22 protein-coding genes are annotated in these 16,468 nt (G+C 65.9%); 15 read left to right on the top strand and 7 right to left on the bottom strand.

What is annotated here, in order from left to right:
* Positions 1-8 precede the first annotated feature (8 nt).
* From DKM43_RS10905 to DKM43_RS10885, 5 genes are all read right to left on the bottom strand, one after another.
* Complete coding sequence (locus DKM43_RS10905) at positions 9-356, bottom strand: flagellar protein FlgN (RefSeq protein WP_236632524.1); 348 nt, start codon at positions 354-356, stop codon at positions 9-11.
* A complete protein-coding gene (gene flgM, locus DKM43_RS10900; protein ID WP_109798546.1) occupies positions 353-682 on the bottom strand; it encodes a flagellar biosynthesis anti-sigma factor FlgM in 330 nt (109 codons plus the stop codon). The genes DKM43_RS10905 and flgM overlap by 4 nt, the downstream gene beginning before the upstream one ends.
* A gap of 109 nt (positions 683-791) precedes the next feature.
* A complete protein-coding gene (locus DKM43_RS10895) occupies positions 792-1,313 on the bottom strand; it encodes a flagella basal body P-ring formation protein FlgA (RefSeq protein WP_109798545.1) in 522 nt (173 codons plus the stop codon).
* A 72-nt stretch (positions 1,314-1,385) separates the two neighbouring features.
* Entirely contained in the window at positions 1,386-1,823 is a 438-nt protein-coding gene (locus DKM43_RS10890) for a hypothetical protein (protein ID WP_109798544.1), read from the bottom strand.
* Positions 1,820-2,530: a MotA/TolQ/ExbB proton channel family protein gene (locus DKM43_RS10885; RefSeq protein ID WP_109798543.1), complete on the bottom strand. Its 711-nt coding sequence runs from the start codon at positions 2,528-2,530 to the stop codon at positions 1,820-1,822. Before DKM43_RS10885 ends, DKM43_RS10890 begins: the two co-directional genes overlap by 4 nt.
* A 230-nt stretch (positions 2,531-2,760) precedes the next feature.
* Here DKM43_RS10885 and flgB point away from each other — a divergent pair, with 230 nt between their 5' ends.
* The 13 genes from flgB to DKM43_RS10820 are packed head-to-tail and all read left to right on the top strand — an operon-like array spanning position 2,761 to position 12,636.
* Positions 2,761-3,108 (top strand): flagellar basal body rod protein FlgB, encoded by a 348-nt coding sequence (gene flgB / locus DKM43_RS10880; protein ID WP_109798542.1) that lies wholly within the window; start codon positions 2,761-2,763, stop codon positions 3,106-3,108.
* A gap of 3 nt (positions 3,109-3,111) precedes the next feature.
* The gene (gene flgC, locus DKM43_RS10875; RefSeq protein WP_109798541.1) at positions 3,112-3,522 is read left to right on the top strand and encodes a flagellar basal body rod protein FlgC; all 411 of its coding nucleotides are present in this window, start codon (positions 3,112-3,114) and stop codon (positions 3,520-3,522) included.
* The gene (locus tag DKM43_RS10870; RefSeq protein ID WP_236632523.1) at positions 3,519-3,920 is read left to right on the top strand and encodes a flagellar hook assembly protein FlgD; all 402 of its coding nucleotides are present in this window, start codon (positions 3,519-3,521) and stop codon (positions 3,918-3,920) included. The genes flgC and DKM43_RS10870 overlap by 4 nt, the downstream gene beginning before the upstream one ends.
* 23 nt (positions 3,921-3,943) lie before the next feature.
* A complete protein-coding gene (locus DKM43_RS10865) occupies positions 3,944-4,771 on the top strand; it encodes a flagellar hook-basal body complex protein (protein WP_109798539.1) in 828 nt (275 codons plus the stop codon).
* A gap of 22 nt (positions 4,772-4,793) precedes the next feature.
* Positions 4,794-5,552, top strand: a complete 759-nt coding sequence (locus tag DKM43_RS10860; protein ID WP_109798538.1) for a flagellar basal body rod protein FlgF — start codon at positions 4,794-4,796, stop codon at positions 5,550-5,552.
* A gap of 21 nt (positions 5,553-5,573) precedes the next feature.
* On the top strand, positions 5,574-6,362 hold the full coding sequence (gene flgG / locus DKM43_RS10855) for a flagellar basal-body rod protein FlgG (RefSeq protein WP_109798537.1): 789 nt from the start codon (positions 5,574-5,576) through the stop codon (positions 6,360-6,362).
* A 2-nt stretch (positions 6,363-6,364) separates the two neighbouring features.
* Positions 6,365-7,174 (top strand): flagellar basal body L-ring protein FlgH, encoded by an 810-nt coding sequence (locus tag DKM43_RS10850; RefSeq protein WP_236632522.1) that lies wholly within the window; start codon positions 6,365-6,367, stop codon positions 7,172-7,174.
* 14 nt (positions 7,175-7,188) lie between these two features.
* Positions 7,189-8,286 (top strand): flagellar basal body P-ring protein FlgI, encoded by a 1,098-nt coding sequence (locus tag DKM43_RS10845; RefSeq protein ID WP_109798587.1) that lies wholly within the window; start codon positions 7,189-7,191, stop codon positions 8,284-8,286.
* Positions 8,283-8,594 carry a flagellar biosynthesis protein FlgJ gene (locus DKM43_RS10840; RefSeq protein WP_109798536.1) on the top strand — a complete coding sequence of 104 codons (312 nt, stop codon included), beginning with the start codon at positions 8,283-8,285 and terminating at the stop codon, positions 8,592-8,594. Before DKM43_RS10845 ends, DKM43_RS10840 begins: the two co-directional genes overlap by 4 nt.
* Positions 8,595-8,597: 3 nt before the next feature.
* Positions 8,598-9,938 carry a flagellar hook-associated protein FlgK gene (gene flgK / locus DKM43_RS10835; RefSeq protein WP_109798535.1) on the top strand — a complete coding sequence of 447 codons (1,341 nt, stop codon included), beginning with the start codon at positions 8,598-8,600 and terminating at the stop codon, positions 9,936-9,938.
* 28 nt (positions 9,939-9,966) lie between these two features.
* Positions 9,967-10,887: a flagellin N-terminal helical domain-containing protein gene (locus tag DKM43_RS10830; protein WP_109798534.1), complete on the top strand. Its 921-nt coding sequence runs from the start codon at positions 9,967-9,969 to the stop codon at positions 10,885-10,887.
* Between the two features lie 32 nt (positions 10,888-10,919).
* A complete protein-coding gene (motA, locus tag DKM43_RS10825) occupies positions 10,920-11,783 on the top strand; it encodes a flagellar motor stator protein MotA (protein WP_109798533.1) in 864 nt (287 codons plus the stop codon).
* Between the two features lie 13 nt (positions 11,784-11,796).
* Positions 11,797-12,636 carry a flagellar motor protein MotB gene (locus tag DKM43_RS10820; RefSeq protein WP_109798532.1) on the top strand — a complete coding sequence of 280 codons (840 nt, stop codon included), beginning with the start codon at positions 11,797-11,799 and terminating at the stop codon, positions 12,634-12,636.
* A 138-nt stretch (positions 12,637-12,774) separates the two neighbouring features.
* On the opposite strand, the gene DKM43_RS10815 is transcribed toward DKM43_RS10820, so the two are convergent.
* Together DKM43_RS10815 and DKM43_RS10810 are read right to left on the bottom strand one after the other, a co-directional pair.
* Positions 12,775-13,557 (bottom strand): winged helix-turn-helix domain-containing protein, encoded by a 783-nt coding sequence (locus tag DKM43_RS10815; protein WP_145960503.1) that lies wholly within the window; start codon positions 13,555-13,557, stop codon positions 12,775-12,777.
* A gap of 229 nt (positions 13,558-13,786) precedes the next feature.
* Positions 13,787-14,587: a flagellin N-terminal helical domain-containing protein gene (locus DKM43_RS10810; protein ID WP_109798530.1), complete on the bottom strand. Its 801-nt coding sequence runs from the start codon at positions 14,585-14,587 to the stop codon at positions 13,787-13,789.
* A 239-nt stretch (positions 14,588-14,826) separates the two neighbouring features.
* On the opposite strand from DKM43_RS10810, the gene DKM43_RS10805 reads away from it, so the two are divergent.
* The gene (locus tag DKM43_RS10805) at positions 14,827-16,095 is read left to right on the top strand and encodes a sigma-54 interaction domain-containing protein (protein ID WP_109798529.1); all 1,269 of its coding nucleotides are present in this window, start codon (positions 14,827-14,829) and stop codon (positions 16,093-16,095) included.
* Positions 16,092-16,466 carry a flagellar hook-basal body complex protein FliE gene (gene fliE, locus DKM43_RS10800; protein WP_109798528.1) on the top strand — a complete coding sequence of 125 codons (375 nt, stop codon included), beginning with the start codon at positions 16,092-16,094 and terminating at the stop codon, positions 16,464-16,466. Before DKM43_RS10805 ends, fliE begins: the two co-directional genes overlap by 4 nt.
* The last annotated feature ends 2 nt before the right edge of the window (positions 16,467-16,468 follow it).

Here is a 16,468-nt window from a genome sequence, read left to right as displayed (position 1 = left end):
GCTAGGCATCAGGCCGTGCGCAAGTGGTGCACCTGCGCGTTCGGACGGTAGAGCTGGGCATTGCCCGTCAGCGCATCGAGCCGCGCCGAAACATTGGCGGCAATGAGGTTGCGCACCTTGCGGTTGGCCTCGTTGAGGCGGCGCGCAGCATCCAGAAGCCCGCGGCATTCCTCGTCGATGGCGGCGGCATCGACATCGGCCAGCGTGCCGCACAGATCGGCCTTGCTTGTGGCGCAGCCCATGATCATGTCGAGATCAAGCCCGGCAAGCGCGTGCCGTTCCTGTTGCAGCACGGCAAGCATCTGCCGCAGGGTTGCACGCACATCGCTTGCGGGCTTTTCGCAGGTCACGGTCATGAATGGGCAGTCCTCAGCAACATTCCGGCAGCGATCATGGCATCGGCGATCCGGGTGGGGATCACGGGATAGTTGCCGCGCTCGATGGCATCGCGGATGACCTTGACGCGCTCAAGATCGACAGGCGCGGCCTGTCCGGCCTCCAGCGCGGACGAGCGTTCGACCTGCGGCGCGCCGCTGCTGTCGGGCGCACTGGCCACTGGGGTTTCGGCTGGCGCAGCCGGGGCCTTGGCCGCCGCTTTCGCATTCTGCGCGGTCCTGACCTGCGCACTGTTGCCCTGCACCGGCCCAACCGGGCGCGCTGCACCGATTTCAAAAGGTGACATGGTTCCGCTCCTGGCGTTTACAGCCACAAGAACGGAACCGTTGACGCAGGTTTAAGGGCCAATGCGGAAAAATCTTGCCGGTTTGTGAAAATCCTTCCGGCAAGGTTTTTCAGTCCAGCGGCACGACCACGAGGCCGGGCCGTTCGATGCGCGCGCGGATGGGCACGCCCTTTGCGCTGGTGCGCACGCGGATCCAGCCGCCGACCGGACCGGACTCCAGCGCCTCGCCGGGCTGCGAGACGGCAAATCCTTCGCCGCTCACAGAAACTGTCACCGTCTCGCCGCGCGCCACGGCTGGGGGGGCGGCAGCATCCTGCCGGGCATTTCCGGATGTAGCCACGAACAGCCGCCAGCCGCCCGGATCAGGGCACTGGACCAGCACGTTGTCCTGCCGCCCGCCATACCACGAGGCCACAAGCGGCGAGCGACAGGGCGCAAGCCGCAACCGGCGGTCCACCGGCAGAACGGCGCCGCCCGGCTGGCCGATCCCCGCGCCGGTGAAGGCGGCAACCGCAGCGTCCACCGCGGCAAGATCGTGAAAGCCCGCTGGCTGCGCCCCGGCCGGAACCGCAGCGATTACTGCCACGGAAAAGGCTGACGCGATGGCGATGGAAGGGCTGAGATTGAGCATGTGTGGTCTGTCCGCAGGGGTGAATACCCGATCGGCGGAGCAACGATCGTGCCATTCGCCCGCAGGCATTTGTCAGCCAGCCACCTGCGACGGTGCGCGCGCGGCATCCTCGCTGGCATAGAAGAGCGAAACGCTCGCCCCTGCCCGCTCGCCCGGCTCGACCAGGATACGCGCGGCTTCGGCCCGTGGACCGCCTGCCGCGACAAGCCGCAGCGCATCGGCCATGGCCGCATCGCGCCCGCCTGCCCGGTAGCGCACCACGACGCGCACCTCCAGCCGCGAATCCGCCGCTGTGCGCGTCAGCCACTGCGCCAGCGGCGGCGCGCCGGGCGCATCGCTCCATATGGCCACCGGCTCTGCATCGAGCGCGGCGTTGATGGGCGGCGGTGGCGGCACGGCCGCTTGCCGCGCGCTGCCCGCAACGGCCAATGCCGATGCCGTGGCAAGAAACAGGATCAGCGAGAGATCGGCCAGGGCATATTGCCAGCCGGTCCCGGCCCGGATCATCATGCGTCCAGCCTCTCGCGCGGAACACCGGCAGGTGCGGCCCGGCGCGGCGCGGTGTGATGCAGCCCCGAAAGATGCGGAATGGCTGGTTCCAGTTGCCGGGTGAGCCAGTCGATCACCTGCTGGCGCGCATGCTCTTCGGCCTGGGCCTGCCGCTCAACCGCGCGGGCCAGCGGGGCCAGCACGAGATTGGCCAGCAGCAGCCCGTAAAGCGTGGTGACAACGGCCATGGCAATCGCGCCATTCAGCGCGCCCGCGTCCAGCCCCGCGCGCGGCAGATTGCTGAGCGAGACGAGCGTGCCGACCATGCCGAACACCGGCCCAAGCTCTGCCGCCTGCGCCAGCGTGCGCACCGCCATGTTGGCCTGCGCCAGCCGCGCGCGGCGGTGGGCGTGGTGGCTTTCGACCAGCGGATCGAGCGAGCGGGCGCGGATCACGGCATCGGTTGCCTGATCGAACTCGGTGTCGCCGATCGGGCGTGGATCGGCGCGCAGCAGCCCGTCGCGCCGGATCGCGATCACCTGCGGGGCAAGATCGGCCCTGGCCTGTTCTGCCGAGAAGGCAGGACGCCACAGGCCAACCAGCGCGTGCAGGGTCTGCGCCAGTTCGCGCGGGGATGACCGCAGCGCCGTGGCCAGTGCGGTCCCGCCCACCACGATTGCGGCAGACGTGCCATCCAGCAGGCCCTCGATCAGCGGGGACAATACCATGCGGGGGAAATCTCCTCGCACCGTCAGAACGGCATCCCGGCGCCGGTTTTCAGCCCTGCAACGATCATGCGCCTGCAATTTGCCGCCATCCGGCAAGAACTTGCCGCAAGCGCGGGGCCGATGCGCCTTCGCGCCCGGCATTCCCTGCCTGGACGACGGCCCTTTGCGCATTTGGCACGCCCTTTGCTGAAACCCCGGCAGAAATCCGCACGCCAGCAAAGGCACGTCAGATGAGCGAGACCCTTTTCGGCATTCATGGCAAGGCACTGGAACTGCGTTCCCAGCGCATGGGCCTGCTTGCCTCCAACATCGCCAATGCCGCCACCCCCGGCTACAAGGCCAAGGACATCGACTTTGCCGCCGCGCTGAAAGCCAGCATGCGCGGGGCCAGCACCGATGCCGCCATCGGCGGCGCCACGCGCTTTCGCGTTCCGGTAATGCCCAGCCTTGATGGCAATACCGTGGAGATGGCGACCGAACAGACCGCCTTTGCCGAAAACGCGGTGGGATATTCGGCCACGCTCAACTTCCTGAAAGGCCGGGTCGAGACGATCACCCGCGCGATCAAGGGGGAATAAGCGATGCCTGCCAGCACCCCGCTCACGCTGTTTCAGGTCACGGGCCGGGCCATGTCGGCCCAGCTCGTGAGGATGAACGCGGCCGCCTCGAACCTTGCCAATGCCGGAACCGTCACCGGCACCGAGGCCGAAGCCTATCGCCCGCTGCGCCCCGTCTTTGCCGAACAGCTCGACCGCGCCAGCGGCCTTGCCACCGTGCAGGTCAATGGCGTGATCCGGTCAGACGCCACGCCCGTCCGCCAGCACGATCCCGATCATCCGCTGGCCGACGAGAATGGCGATGTCTGGACCGCGCCGGTCGATGAGAACGCCGAGATGGTCGAGATGCTCGAAAGCGCCCGCCAGTATCAGAACGTGGTCGAGGCCATGCAGACCGCCAAGCAGCTCATGCTGGAAACGATGAGGATGAAATGATGTCGATCGCTTCGGTAAATGCCGCCACCGGCATCAACGGTGCGCAAGTCTCCGGCAAGGCCGGGCAAGGCTGGGGCGCGATGGGCGCGGAGGAGTTCATCAAGCTCCTGACCACGCAGCTTCGCAACCAGGATCCGACCGATCCGGTCGACAATACCCAGATGCTTGCCCAGCTTGCCCAGTTCAGCAGCCTTGCCAGCCTCAACGACATGAAAGGCTCGCTCGGCCAGATCAGCGGACAGGGAGACACCCTGAGCGCGATCTCGACCAAGCTCGACACGCTGAACGACACCATGGCGCGGCTGCTCGCCAGCCAGCCGCAAGCTGTCGCAAGCCCGGCCGCAACCCCCACCACACCCTCCGGCACATCCTCAGGCACACCCTCCGCCGCATCCTGACCAGACATCAAGGAGACTTCCCCATGTCCTTCTACACCTCGCTCAATGGCCTCAAGAACGCGCAGGTCGATCTGGGCGTCATCAGCCACAACATCGCCAATGCCGAAACCACCGGCTTCAAGCGCAGCCGCACCGAGTTTGCCGACATCGTGGCGGGCACCGCCTTCACCAATCCCAAGATGATCGTGGGCGTGGGCGCGGCGGTCGAGGCAATCACGCAGAACTTCTCGCTCGGTCCGATCCAGCAGACCGGATCGGCGCTGGATCTGGCGGTGAACGGCGATGGCTTCTTCACCACGCGCAACGTCATCACCAACCAGACCCTGTTCACCCGCAACGGCAGCATGACCGTGGATGGCGCGGGCTTCATTTCGGACGGGGCGGGCAACCGGCTTCAGCTCTTTCCGACGGACGCGGCCGGCAACATCACCTCGACCACGCCAACCGACGCCCTGATCCCGGCCACCAACGGGGTGGACGTGAACGGCAACCCGATCGAGTTTGCCGGGATCACCGTGCGCAGTGATGGCGCGGTGACGGCATCCTATGCCGATGGATCGAACGTGGTGATCGGGGTGGTGGCGCTGGCGAGCTTCATCGCGCCGCAGGGGCTGAAGCAGGTCGGCTCGTCCAACTGGGTGACAACCGGCATTTCCGGTGCGCCCAGCTTCGGCCAGCCCAGCACCGGCCAGTTCGGATCGCTGCTTTCGGGCACGCTTGAACGATCGAACGTGGACATTGCCGAGGAACTTGTGGGCCTGATTACCGCCCAGCGCAACTTCCAGGCCAATGCAAAGGCCATCGATACCTCGACGCAGATCACCCAGACGGTGATCCAGCTGCGGACCTGATGACTGAGCGGAGCGCGCCGAGATGGACCGCCTGATCCACACCGCCTATTCCGGCATGCACAGCTCTGCCGTGCAGATGCGGGTCATCGCCAGCAACATGGCGAACGCGCAGACCACCGGCTTTCGGGCCGAACTGCTGGCCACCACGCCGATGACGCTCAAAGGCCCCAGTCTGGAAACACGCGCCATGACCAGCGGCACGGTGCGCGGCGCATCGATGCAGCAAGGCGCGCTGATGGCCACGGGCAAAGCGCTGGACGTGGCCTTGCAGGGCGAAGGCATGCTGGCGGTTCAGGCCGAGGACGGGAGCGAAGCCTATACCCGGCGCGGCGATCTGGCGATCAGCCCCGGCGGGGTGCTCCAGAACGGCGAAGGCCGCCCGGTCATCGGCGAAGGCGGACCAATCACGGTGCCGCTGGGTTCGAAGGTGACGATCGCACCCGATGGCGGGGTGAGCGTGGCCAATCCCGAAGCGCCCGACCAGCCGCCGCAGCTTGTCGGCCGGATCAAGCTGGCATCGACCGCGGGCAGCCGCATCGAGAAAGGGCTGGACGGCCTGTTCCGCGTGACCGGCCCCGATGGCCGCGCCACCGGCGGGGTGCTCCCGCAGGACGAAACCGCGCGACTCGCGGTGGGCACGCTGGAGCAGTCGAACGTCGATCCCACCCGCGTGCTGGTGGACATGATCGAGGCGCAGCGCCTGTTCGAGATGCGCACCAAGGTGATCGCCCAGACCAAGGAAATCGACGAATCGAGCGCATCGCTGATGCGCGTTTCGTGAGCAGAAAAGAGGTAACGACCCATGCCAAGTTCCGCCCTGCACGTCGCGCGCACCGGCCTTGAGGCACAGGACACCCGGATGCGGGTGATTGCCAACAACCTTGCCAACGTGAGCACCACCGGCTTCAAGCGCGACCGCGCCAATTTCGCCACGCTCGCCTATCAGGATGCGCGCGTGGCAGGGCAGCAGTCGTCGAACGAAACCGCCTTTGCCACCGGTCTCAACCTCGGCACCGGGGTGGCGGTGCAGGCCACGTCGCGGATCGAGACGCAAGGCTCGCTTCAGGCCACCAACAATGCGCTGGACGTGGCACTGGATGGCGATGGCTATTTTCAGGTGACGATGCCGGGCGGCCTGCTTGCCTATACCCGCGCGGGCAATTTCTCGCGCTCGGCCGAGGGCACGCTGGTAACGGCGCAGGGCTATGCCCTTAACCCCGCCATCACCATTCCCGAAGGCGCCAGCGCGATCAGCATTTCACCCGATGGCACGGTATCGGCCACACTTCCGGGACAGGCCGAACCCGCCCAGCTTGGCCAGATCACCATCGCCAGCTTCGTCAACCCCGGCGGCCTTCGCGCCATGGGCGACAATTTCCTTCAGGAAACCGCCGCATCGGGCGCTGCCCAGATCGGCGTGGCCGGAGAACAGGGGCGCGGCCAGATCCGGCAGGGGTTCCTTGAAGCCTCGAACGTCAATGTCGTCGAGGAGCTGGTCGACATGATCGAGACGCAGCGCGCCTACGAGATCAATTCCAAGATGATCTCCGCAGTCGATGAAATGCTGCGCAACGCCAACCAGACGCTGTGACCATGCCAGACGCCCTGACCATCATGGAGCACGCCGTGGAAACCCCGTTCGACAGCCACTTCATCCTGACCCGCCCGGCCCGCCCCGTGCTGGCTCCGCGCCGCCGCCGCTCGGCCTTGCGCGCGCTGGCCTTTGGCTCGGTCATGGCCGCGTGGGTCTTTTTCGGCATGGACCCGGCAGATGCCGCCCGGCCCAAGCCGGGCTTCGAACCCGCCCTGCCCGTGCCCACTGCTCCGATCCAGCCGCCAGCCGCCGCCGGCCCGGCAGGCGCGCCGACCGCCGGTTCGATCTTCAACGCCAGCACCGGCTATATCGGCCTTGTCGAAGGACGGCGTGCCCATGCCGTGGGCGATACGCTGCGCATCGTGCTGGTGGAGAACATGACCACAGCCAAGACCGCCGGATCGAAGACCCAGAAGAGCGGCGGGTTCGCAGTGATCCCACCCACCGCCGGGCCGCTGGGCTTTCTCAACCCCAATGCCCTTAACGCTTCGGGCAATTCGTCGTTCAACGGTCAGGGCAACGCCTCGCAGACCAGTTCCTTGCAGGGCGAAGTGGGCGTGACCATTGCCGAAGTCCGGCCCAACGGCACGGCGCTTGTCCGGGGGGAGAAGCGTCTGTTGCTGAGCCAGGGACAGGAATGGGTGCAGTTTTCCGGCATCGTGCGCCTTGGCGATGTCGATCAGGAAAACCGCATCCTTTCCACCCAGGTGGCCGATGCGCGGGTGGAATATGCCGGAAACGGCGCGGTCGGCCGGGCCAGCCGTCAGGGCTGGCTCAGCCGGTTCTTCAATGCGGTATCGCCGTTCTGAAAGTGATGATGACGATGCACCGATGGCTTCTTCCCCTGCTGATGGCACTGGCCGCGCTGCTGCCCGCGCCCGTTATGGCAGAACGTGTGCGCGATCTGGGCGCGTTTCAGGGCGTGCGCGGCAACCAGCTTACCGGCTACGGCATCGTCGTGGGGCTTGCGGGCACGGGTGACGACAATCTCGAATACCTGACCCAGGCCATGCGCGGCACCGCCGGGCGGCTGGGCGTGCAGTTGCCACCGGGGGTTTCGCCCCCGCTCAAGAACGCCGCCGCGGTCATGGTGACGGCCGAACTTCCCGCCTTTGCCAAGCCGGGCCAGCGCATCGACGTGACCGTATCGACCATCGGGCGCGCCAAATCGCTGCGCGGCGGCGCGCTGATCCTTGCGCCGCTCTATGGCGCGGACGGACAGATCTATGCCATGGCGCAGGGCAACCTTGCCGTGGGCGGTCTTGGCATTGCCGCGCGCGATGGATCGCAGCTTACGGTCAACGTGCCCACGGTGGGCCGTATCGCCGAAGGGGCCACTGTCGAACGCGCGGTATCGACCGGTTTCGACAGCAGCGAAGTGCTGCGCTGGAACCTGTTCGAAGCCGATTTCCTGACCGCGCAGCGCGTGCGCGATGCCATCAACCAGCGCTTCCCCCAGTCTGCCACGATCGAGGACGGCGTGACGCTGGCGCTGCGTCTGCCCGCAGGGGCCGACGCGCGCGCAAGCGCCATGGCGACAATCGAGATGCTGGAAGTGACCCCTGCCGAAACCCCGGCGCGCGTGATCGTCAACAGCCGCACCGGCACGGTGGTCATCAACAGTGCGGTGCGCCTTTCGCCCGCAGCGATCAGCCATGGCCGTCTGGTGGTGAAGATCGACGAGAAGCCGCAAGTCTCGCAGCCCGCCCCTTTCAGCCGGGGGCAGACCGTGGTGGTGCCGAACAGCCAGATCGACGTGGCCGAGCAGGAAGCCAAAGTGGCGCTGTTCCGCCCCGGCGCTTCGCTGTCCTCGCTGGTCGATGCACTGAACAAGCTGGGCACCAGCCCGCCCGATCTTGTCGCAATTCTCGAAGCGCTCAAGCAGGCCGGTGCGCTCAAGGCCGAAATGGTGGTGATATGACCCCGGTTTCCACGCCCGCAGGTGCGCCATCTCTGGCGCCCAAAGCGCCATCCGACCGCGAGAAGCTGGCCAGCGCGGCACGGCAGTTCGAGGCGATCTTCGTGCGTCAGATGCTGGCCGCCGCGCGCGCGGTGGATTTCGGCAAGGACGACGTTTTCGGCAAAATGGACCAGACCTTCGTGCAGATGCGCGACGAGCGCTTTGCCGAAATCGCCTCGCAGACCGGCGCGCTCGGCCTTGCCGCGCAGATCGAACGCCATCTGGCGGGGCTGGTGCCGCAGCAGACCAGCGCAGCCGCGGAGACATAAGCCATGGCCTCGGATCTCCTCTCGATCGCGCGCAGCGGGGTGCAGGCCGCCAAGATCGGCCTTGATATCACCGCGCAGAACATCGCCAATGCCGGTTCTACCGGCTACGTCCGGCGCTCTGCCGCCTTCAGCGAGGTGGCGGCCAGCGGCGGGCCTTACCGCATCGGCGATCTTTCGCTTTCAGGCGTGCGGCTTGATCGCATCGTGCGCAATGCCGATGCCTTTCGCCAGGCCGAAGTGCGCCGCACCGGATCGGACGTGGCGCGCGCCAGCGCCGAAGTTTCGGGGCTGACGAACATCGAATCCGCGATCGAGCAATCGGGCGTCTATCAGGCGATCGTGGATTTCGAAGCCTCGCTGCAACAATTGACGCAGAACCCCACCGACACATCGCTGCGCGCAAGCGTGATCGAACGCGCGCGCACCATGGCGGGCACGTTCCGCATTGCCGCGCAGGAACTCGACGCGGCAGGCGATGGCCAGCGCTTTCTGGCAACCGACGGCATCACGCAGGTCAACCGCATCGCGCAGGAGCTGGCCCGCACCAACGCGCGCCTTGCCCGCGCATCCGATGCCAGCAGCGACAAGACTGCCTTGCTCGACCAGCGCGACAAGCTGCTGGAGGAACTGAGCACCTTTGGCAATGTGGGCACCACCTTCGCGCCCGACGGGCAAGTGGCGGTAAAGCTGGGCGGCGCCAACGGACTTGATCTCGTGACCGGGAACAGCGCGGTGCAGGCTGGCATCGCGGTCGATCCCGGCGATGGCACGATCAGCTTCGACGTGGGCGGCGCGCCGCTGACGCTGGGGGGCGGATCGCTGGCCGGACAGCAGCTTGCGCTGGCCAAGAACGCGCAGATCAAGGCCGATCTCGATACGCTGGCGGCCAGTATCGTCACGGCCTTCAATACCGCGCAGGGCGCCGGGGCGGATCTTGATGGCAATCCCGGCGCGCCCATCCTTGCAGGAACGAGCGCGGCCACGATGGATCTTGCCACCGGCGACGGACGGCGCATTGCCACCGCCCCGGCAGGCAGCCCGGCGGGCAGCCGCGACGCGACGAACCTTGCCGCAATCCGCAGCGCGCTTGGCGCGGTGGACCCGGCAGGCACGATGGATGCAATCCTGTTCGACATTTCCGGCACCCTTGCCGGGCGCAATGTGACGCTGGGCGCGCTCCAGACCATCGCGTCGACCGCGAAAGTGGCGCTGGCCGCACAATCGGGCGTCGATCTCGATCAGGAAGCGGTCAACCTAGTAAGATTCCAGCAGGCGTTTCAGGCGTCCGGAAAGGTGATGCAGGTAGCATCGGATATCTTCGAAACCCTTCTGGCGATCCGGTGATCGGCAGATGAGCGGCAGGTAAACAGGCATGAGCACGATCTTCGGCACATCGACAGCCGCCTTCTTCGAAAGGTCCGTGGCAGACCTTTCCGCCCTGCGCAGGCAGGCCGAAGAGACGCAGGCCGAAATCAGCACCGGCCAGCGCCTGCAACGATCATCGGACGATCCGGTTGCCGCATCGCGCCTGCGCCGTCTTGCGCGCGCGGATACCTTCGACCGGATCGATACCGCTGCCGCCAATCGGGCCACGGCCGATCTTTCGCTTGCCGACGATGCGCTTTCGCAGGTGGCCAATTCGATCATCCGCCTGCAGGAACTGGCGACCCAGGCCGCGTCCTCCACCCTGAGCGAGAGCCAGCGCGCAGGCATTGGCGCGGAAGTGGCGCAGATCCGCAACACCCTGATTACGCTGGCCAACGCACGCGACAGCGCGGGCAATGCCCTGTTCGGCGGAGAGAGTGCGGGCGCGGCCTATGCGCTCGATGCGGCGGGCAATGCCACCTATATCGGCACCGCGCAGGCGCCCAGCGTCGCCCTTGGCGACGGGCAGAGCGTGACCCGCGGCCTGACCGGACCGGAGTTCCTTCAGTTCACTTCGGGCGGCGCCAGCCTCGATCTGCTGGCCGTGACGAAAGACCTTGCCGATGCGCTGCAAGGCGGAACCGGAAGCGCAGCCGCGGCAAACGCGGCTCTCGCGGCGCTGGGCGACGGGCTGGACGCGGTAACAACCGCGCAGACGGTGATCGGCGCGCGGCTCAACTGGATCGACCTCAATACCGAGCGGCGCACTGCGCTGGCCGATCTGCGCCTGTCCGAAAAGAACGAAGTGGGGGCAAGCGACCTCACCGAATCCATCGCGCGGCTGCAAAGCACGATGCTCGTGCTCGAAGCCAGTCAGGCCAGCTTTGCCAAGCTGGCCAACCTTTCGTTGTTCAGCGTGCTGCGCTGATCGGCCGCGCCGCCAGACCGGGATAGAGTTTCATGTTCGTAGCGATCGGCCTCGTCGTCCTCATTGCCATGGTGTTCGGCGGTTTCGCCATAACCGGCGGCGCGCTTGGCCCGGTCATGCACGCACTGCCGCACGAAATGCTCATCATCGGCGGGGCGGCGGTGGGCGCGGTCATCACCGGCAATTCGATGCACGAGTTGAAAGGCATCGGCGCGGGCTTTGCCAAGACCTTCAAGGGGCCGAAGCACACCAAGCAGGATCATGTCGATGCAATCGTGCTGTGCACCAAGCTGATGAAGATCCTGCGCAGCGATGGTCCGGTGGCGCTGGAAAGCCATGTGACCGACCCCAAGAACTCGCCCATCTTTGCCGAGTATCCGCGCCTTCTGGCCAATGGCCCGCTCATCTCGCTCATCTGCGACACGCTGACGCTGATCGTTGTCTCGTCCGGCACGCTGGAAGTTCATGCCGTGGAAGAGGTCATGGATCACGCCATGAAAACCCATTTCCACGAAGAACATGAAGCGCAGCACGCCATGCAGGGGCTGGCCGACGCGCTGCCTGCGCTTGGCATCGTGGCTGCCGTGCTGGGCGTGGTGAAGACCATGGGATCGATCGACAAGCCGCCCTCGGTGCTGGGCGGTATGATCGGCTCGGCGCTGGTCGGCACCTTTCTGGGCGTGCTGCTGGCCTATGGCATCGTGGGACCGATGGCGGGCAGGCTGAAGCAGGTGCTGGAACAGGACGAGATGATCTTCCAGGCGGTGAAGCAGGTCATCATCGCATCGCTTCACGGCTGGCCGCAGCCGCTGGTGGTGGAAAGCGCACGGTCCGGGCTTGGCCATGCCTTCCGCCCCGGCCTGTCCGAACTGCTCGACGCGCTGCGCGGCAGATAAAGGCACCTGACCAATGGCCAAGGCACCGGCAAGAGGCAAGAATGAGCCGCCCAGACCGATCATCGTGAAGAAGATCACGGTGGTGGCCGGTGGCCATCACGGCGGCGCGTGGAAGGTGGCCTATGCCGACTTCGTGACCGCGATGATGGCGTTCTTCCTGCTGATGTGGCTGCTGGGTGCCACCACCGAGAAGCAGCGCAAGGGCATTGCCGACTACTTCACCCCCACGCTGGTGAAAGTGAAGCAGGGCAGCGCGGGCGGCCATGGCGTGCTGGGCGGATCATCGCTGACCGATGCGGATGACTACCCCAACCGGGCCGGGCAGACGGGCAACAAGACCCTGACGGTTCCGCGCGATGCCACGGGCGGTGCCAAGGAAGGCGGCAGCAAGGTCAAGCGCGTGCAGACCATGAAGGAACGGATCGCGCAGAAGCTGGCCCAGTCGGAAAAGCTGCGCAAGCTGGCCCGGCAGGTGCGCATCACCGAAACGCCCGACGGGATCCGCCTCGATCTGGTGGACGATGCCGATTTCTCGATGTTCCTGCTTGGCACCACGGTGCTCACCCCGGATGCGGCGGAATTGCTGCGCGCCATCGGGCAGGCCGTGGCCCCCGATACCAGCCAGTTCACCATTCGCGGCCACACCGATTCCCTGCCGTGGAAGACGGGCGTTGCCAACAACTGGTCGCTTTCAGCCGGACGCGCCGAGGCAACCCGTCAGGCGCTCATGCGCCAGGGCATTGCCGAAGGCCGCTTTCGCCGCATTGAAGGCGTGGCCGACCGCGAACCGCTGGTGCAGGACAACCCCGCCGACCCGCGCAATCGCAGGATGTCGATCCTCCTGTCCTATTGACGAGGCTAGACATGATCCAGCAACGGGATAGTATCGAGAGCGTTAGCGGTGCGCATTTCAAATCGTTAACCGCAATGCGTCATAACACGGCGCCATCGACCTTTCGCAGACCACCTTTTCAGGCTTGAGCCGACTACATCACTTCTTCTGCCGACTCCGAAACACGTAGCCATTCAGGTAATCAGACACGATCTCATAGCCCGGATCGAGCTTGCGGCGCAGGCGTGAGATAGCGACGCACAGCGATTTGCGAGTCAATTCGGTGTGATGACCTTCGGCAGATTTGGCCAGCTCGGAAGCATGGACAGACAGTCCCTTGCGCGCGGCCAGTCGCGCCAGAAGCAGCAGCTCGCGGTTACTGAGGCTTTCCATCGGCACATCGGGCGCCACGAAGCGCCGCAGCACCACCCGCAGATCATCGAGCGGCCCTACGATGCGAGGAGCATGACGGAACTGGCGGGTATGGATCGAGGCGATCCGCGCCACGAACTCTGCCGGGGCCATCCGGGTGTCAACCACCAGATCATACCCCGCATTTAGAAGCTGCGCGCGATCCTGCGGCAAGCTTTGCGCCATCAGCGCCACCTTGATCCTGCTGGCAAGGATGGGTCGGTTGCGGCGCAGGATCTTGCCGAGCCTTAGCGGATCCTCACCATGAGCAATGAATACGCAATAGTCCTCGCGTGCCGAGGAGAAGGCGATAGTCGAGTGCTCGAAGTAGCGGAACTGGGCGAGGTTTCCATAGATCTCCGTCAGCCAGGCCATGCGTTCGTCCAGAGCCTTGTCGCGCAGAAAGACGATCCGCGTATCGAGCTTGCGGAAGATGCGTTCCATCTCGTCGAGCGTCGTGCCACCGGTAACGGCGGGTTTGACTCTGCGGACCGGCGGCGTGCTGTTCTTCACGGCCAGGACTGCCTGCACCAAAACTTCCCCCAACGCTTTGTTGCGGGGCTGGCTAAGGGATAGGGATTTACGCGAGCGGGCCGAGAATCGTTAACTCCGCTCAATCGCTTAACCGGAATTACCCTAGGACAATCACGTAGTGCCACGACAGCAGGAACGACAAAGCGCCCGGCGGCCTTGGGAAAGGGCCGCCGGGCGATGAGACCCGCGCGCGGTGGAGGCGCGCGCGGGTGTTGGGAGGGTTTGCTTAACGCAGCAGCGACAGCACGTTCTGCTGGCTCTGGTTGGCCTGCGCGATCATCGCGGTGGACGCCTGGCTGAGGATCTGCGCCTTGGCCATGGCCGTGGTTTCCGCCGAATAATCGGCATCCTGAATGCGCGAGCGCGCATCCGACAGGTTGGTGATGTTGTCGTTCAGGTTGTTCACCACCGATTCCAGACGGTTCTGGCCGGCACCGAACTGGGCGCGCGCGGCGCTCACTTCGGCAAGTGCGGTATCGGCATCGCCGATCGCGGTGGTGGCGCCGCCCGACGTGGTGACATCGAACGAGACGGTCGCGATCCCCTTGCTGGTGATATCCACCGTGTCGGTGGTTTCAGCGCCGGTCTGGATGGTGAAGGTCGTGTCCGAAGTGCCGAACAGGTTGGTGCCGTTGAACTTGGTGTTGGCGAGCACATCGTTGATCTGCGTGGTCAGTTCCTGCACTTCGGCGTCCATCGCTTCGCGGTCGGACGTCTGGTAGGTGCCCGAAGCCGACTGAACGGCCAGTTCACGGACACGCTGGAGCATGTTCGTCACTTCGCCCAGCGCACCTTCCGCGGTCTGCGCAAGGCTGATGCCGTCGTTGGCGTTGCGCACGCCCTGGGCCATGCCGCGGATCTGCGAGGTCATGGTCGTGGCAATGGCCAGACCCGCCGCGTCGTCCTTGGCGCTGTTGATGCGCTTGCCGGTCGACAGACGCTCCATCGCCGTGCCGAGCATCTTGCCCGCAGAAGTCGATGAGTTTGCCGCTTTGATCGCGCTGATGTTGGTGTTGATAACCGCCATTTTCCAGTCTCCGGTAGGGGGTAGTGTCGTTCCCGAATGGACCGCCGGGTCATGTGGATCGACGCGGCTGTCGAAGCAAAGACCGGCAAAGGTTCGCCGGATTTAAGCCGCCCCCCGGCAAAAGACTGCCGCCCCTAAGTAGTCGCACTACGGGTTTCCCTGCCCCTTAAAGTTTCAACCTGTTTGTCGGTCCCGCGCGAAAGATGCGGCCAGACGGGATGGTTAACGAGGGTCATCAGATGATTCGGGATTGCGGGGCACTACGGTTCACCGAGGCAGCGGCAAAGGCACATCCGGCGCTGGTCCAGCGCGCGGCAGCGGTGCTTTCCAGCTATGGCGCGGACGGCGAGGCGCTGCTGGCGGATGCCTTCGAGAATGCCACCCCGCCCGCGCGCGTGCAGACGGTGCTGCTGGAACGGGCCTCTGCTCCGGCGATCGAACGCGCGGCGGGCAGCCGGGTGGCCACGCTGCGTTATGCCGATGGCGCGGGCGAGGCGGCGCTGGCCGCACTGCTGGCCTGCGCGGCAAGGCCCGGCGCGCCGATTGCCGCCGATCCCGAAAGCCTTTCCGTCCTGGCCCTTGCCGAGCGTATCGCCGCGACCGACATTCCCGTGCTCATCAACGGCCCGACCGGCACCGGCAAGGAAGTGCTGAGCCGCTTCATCCACGAACGGTCTGCCCGCAAGGACAAGCCGTTCGTGGCGATCAACTGCGCGGCCATGCCCGAAGCCATGCTGGAAGCACTTCTTTTCGGCCACCAGAAGGGCGCCTTCACCGGGGCGAACGCGGCCAGCGAGGGCTTTTTCCGCGCGGCCGATGGCGGCACTCTGCTGCTTGACGAGATCGCTGAAATGCCGCTGCCGCTTCAGGCCAAGCTGCTGCGCGCGCTTCAGGAAGGCGAAGTGGTGCCGCTGGGCGCAACCCAGCCCGTGAAGGTGGACGTGCGCGTGATCGCCTGCGCCAACCGCGATCTTCCGCTGGAAGTGGAGGAAGGGCGTTTCCGCGCCGATCTCTATTACCGGCTCAACGTGTTTCCGCTCTCGCTTCGCGCGCTGTGCGAGCGGCCCGATGACATTGCCCCGCTGGCCTTTGCCATGGCGCTGCGCCATGCAGCCAAGGCGCCCTGGATTTCCGACGAGGCTCTGGCCATGCTGGCGGCGCACACCTGGCCCGGCAACGTGCGCGAGCTGGAAAACGTCATGCGCCGCGCGCTGGTGCTGGCAGGCAATGCTCCGGTCATCGCCACGCAGCATATCGTGTTCGACCGTCCGGCCCGGCTCGTCAACGAACCGCTGCCCGTGCCCGCACCGGGCGATGCGCGGCTTTCCAACATCGTGCAGATGTCGGAGGCGCGCGCGATCCTGGCAACCCTTGATGCCTGCAACGGCAGCCGCGTGGCCGCGGCCCGCCAGCTTGGCATTTCGGAGCGCACACTGCGCTATCGGCTGGCCAGCTTCCGTGAGGCCGGGATCGATGTGGGCGGCCGCGTGGCAGGTGGCCGGCGATGAGCGGCATCTCCGGCATCGGCGGCAGGGCCGCGGGCATTCAGGACATCATGGCCCTGCGCCAGCAAATCATGGAGCGTTCGCAACTGCTCCAGCAGGTGCGCACCCCCGACGGCGCGCAGGCTGCATCGGGCGCGGCCCCTTCCGGCCCGGCGGGCAGCTTTACCGATACGCTGAGCGGCGCGCTCGATACGGTCAATGCCATGCAGCAGAAATCGAGCGACATCACCGCCGCCTATGAAAAGGGCGAGGTGGTGGACATCGCCAAGGTCATGCTGGCGCGGCAGGAGGCGGGCGTTGCCTTCGAGGCCACGCTGCAAGTGCGCAACAAGCTGCTGACCGCCTATCAGGACATCATGCGGATGGGAGTGTGACT

The sequence above is a fragment of the Novosphingobium meiothermophilum genome, assembly GCF_003171715.1.
Lineage (GTDB): Bacteria > Pseudomonadota > Alphaproteobacteria > Sphingomonadales > Sphingomonadaceae > Novosphingobium > Novosphingobium meiothermophilum.
Note: the sequence above shows the minus strand (reverse complement) of the source record. Positions and strands in the feature narration are given on the sequence as shown.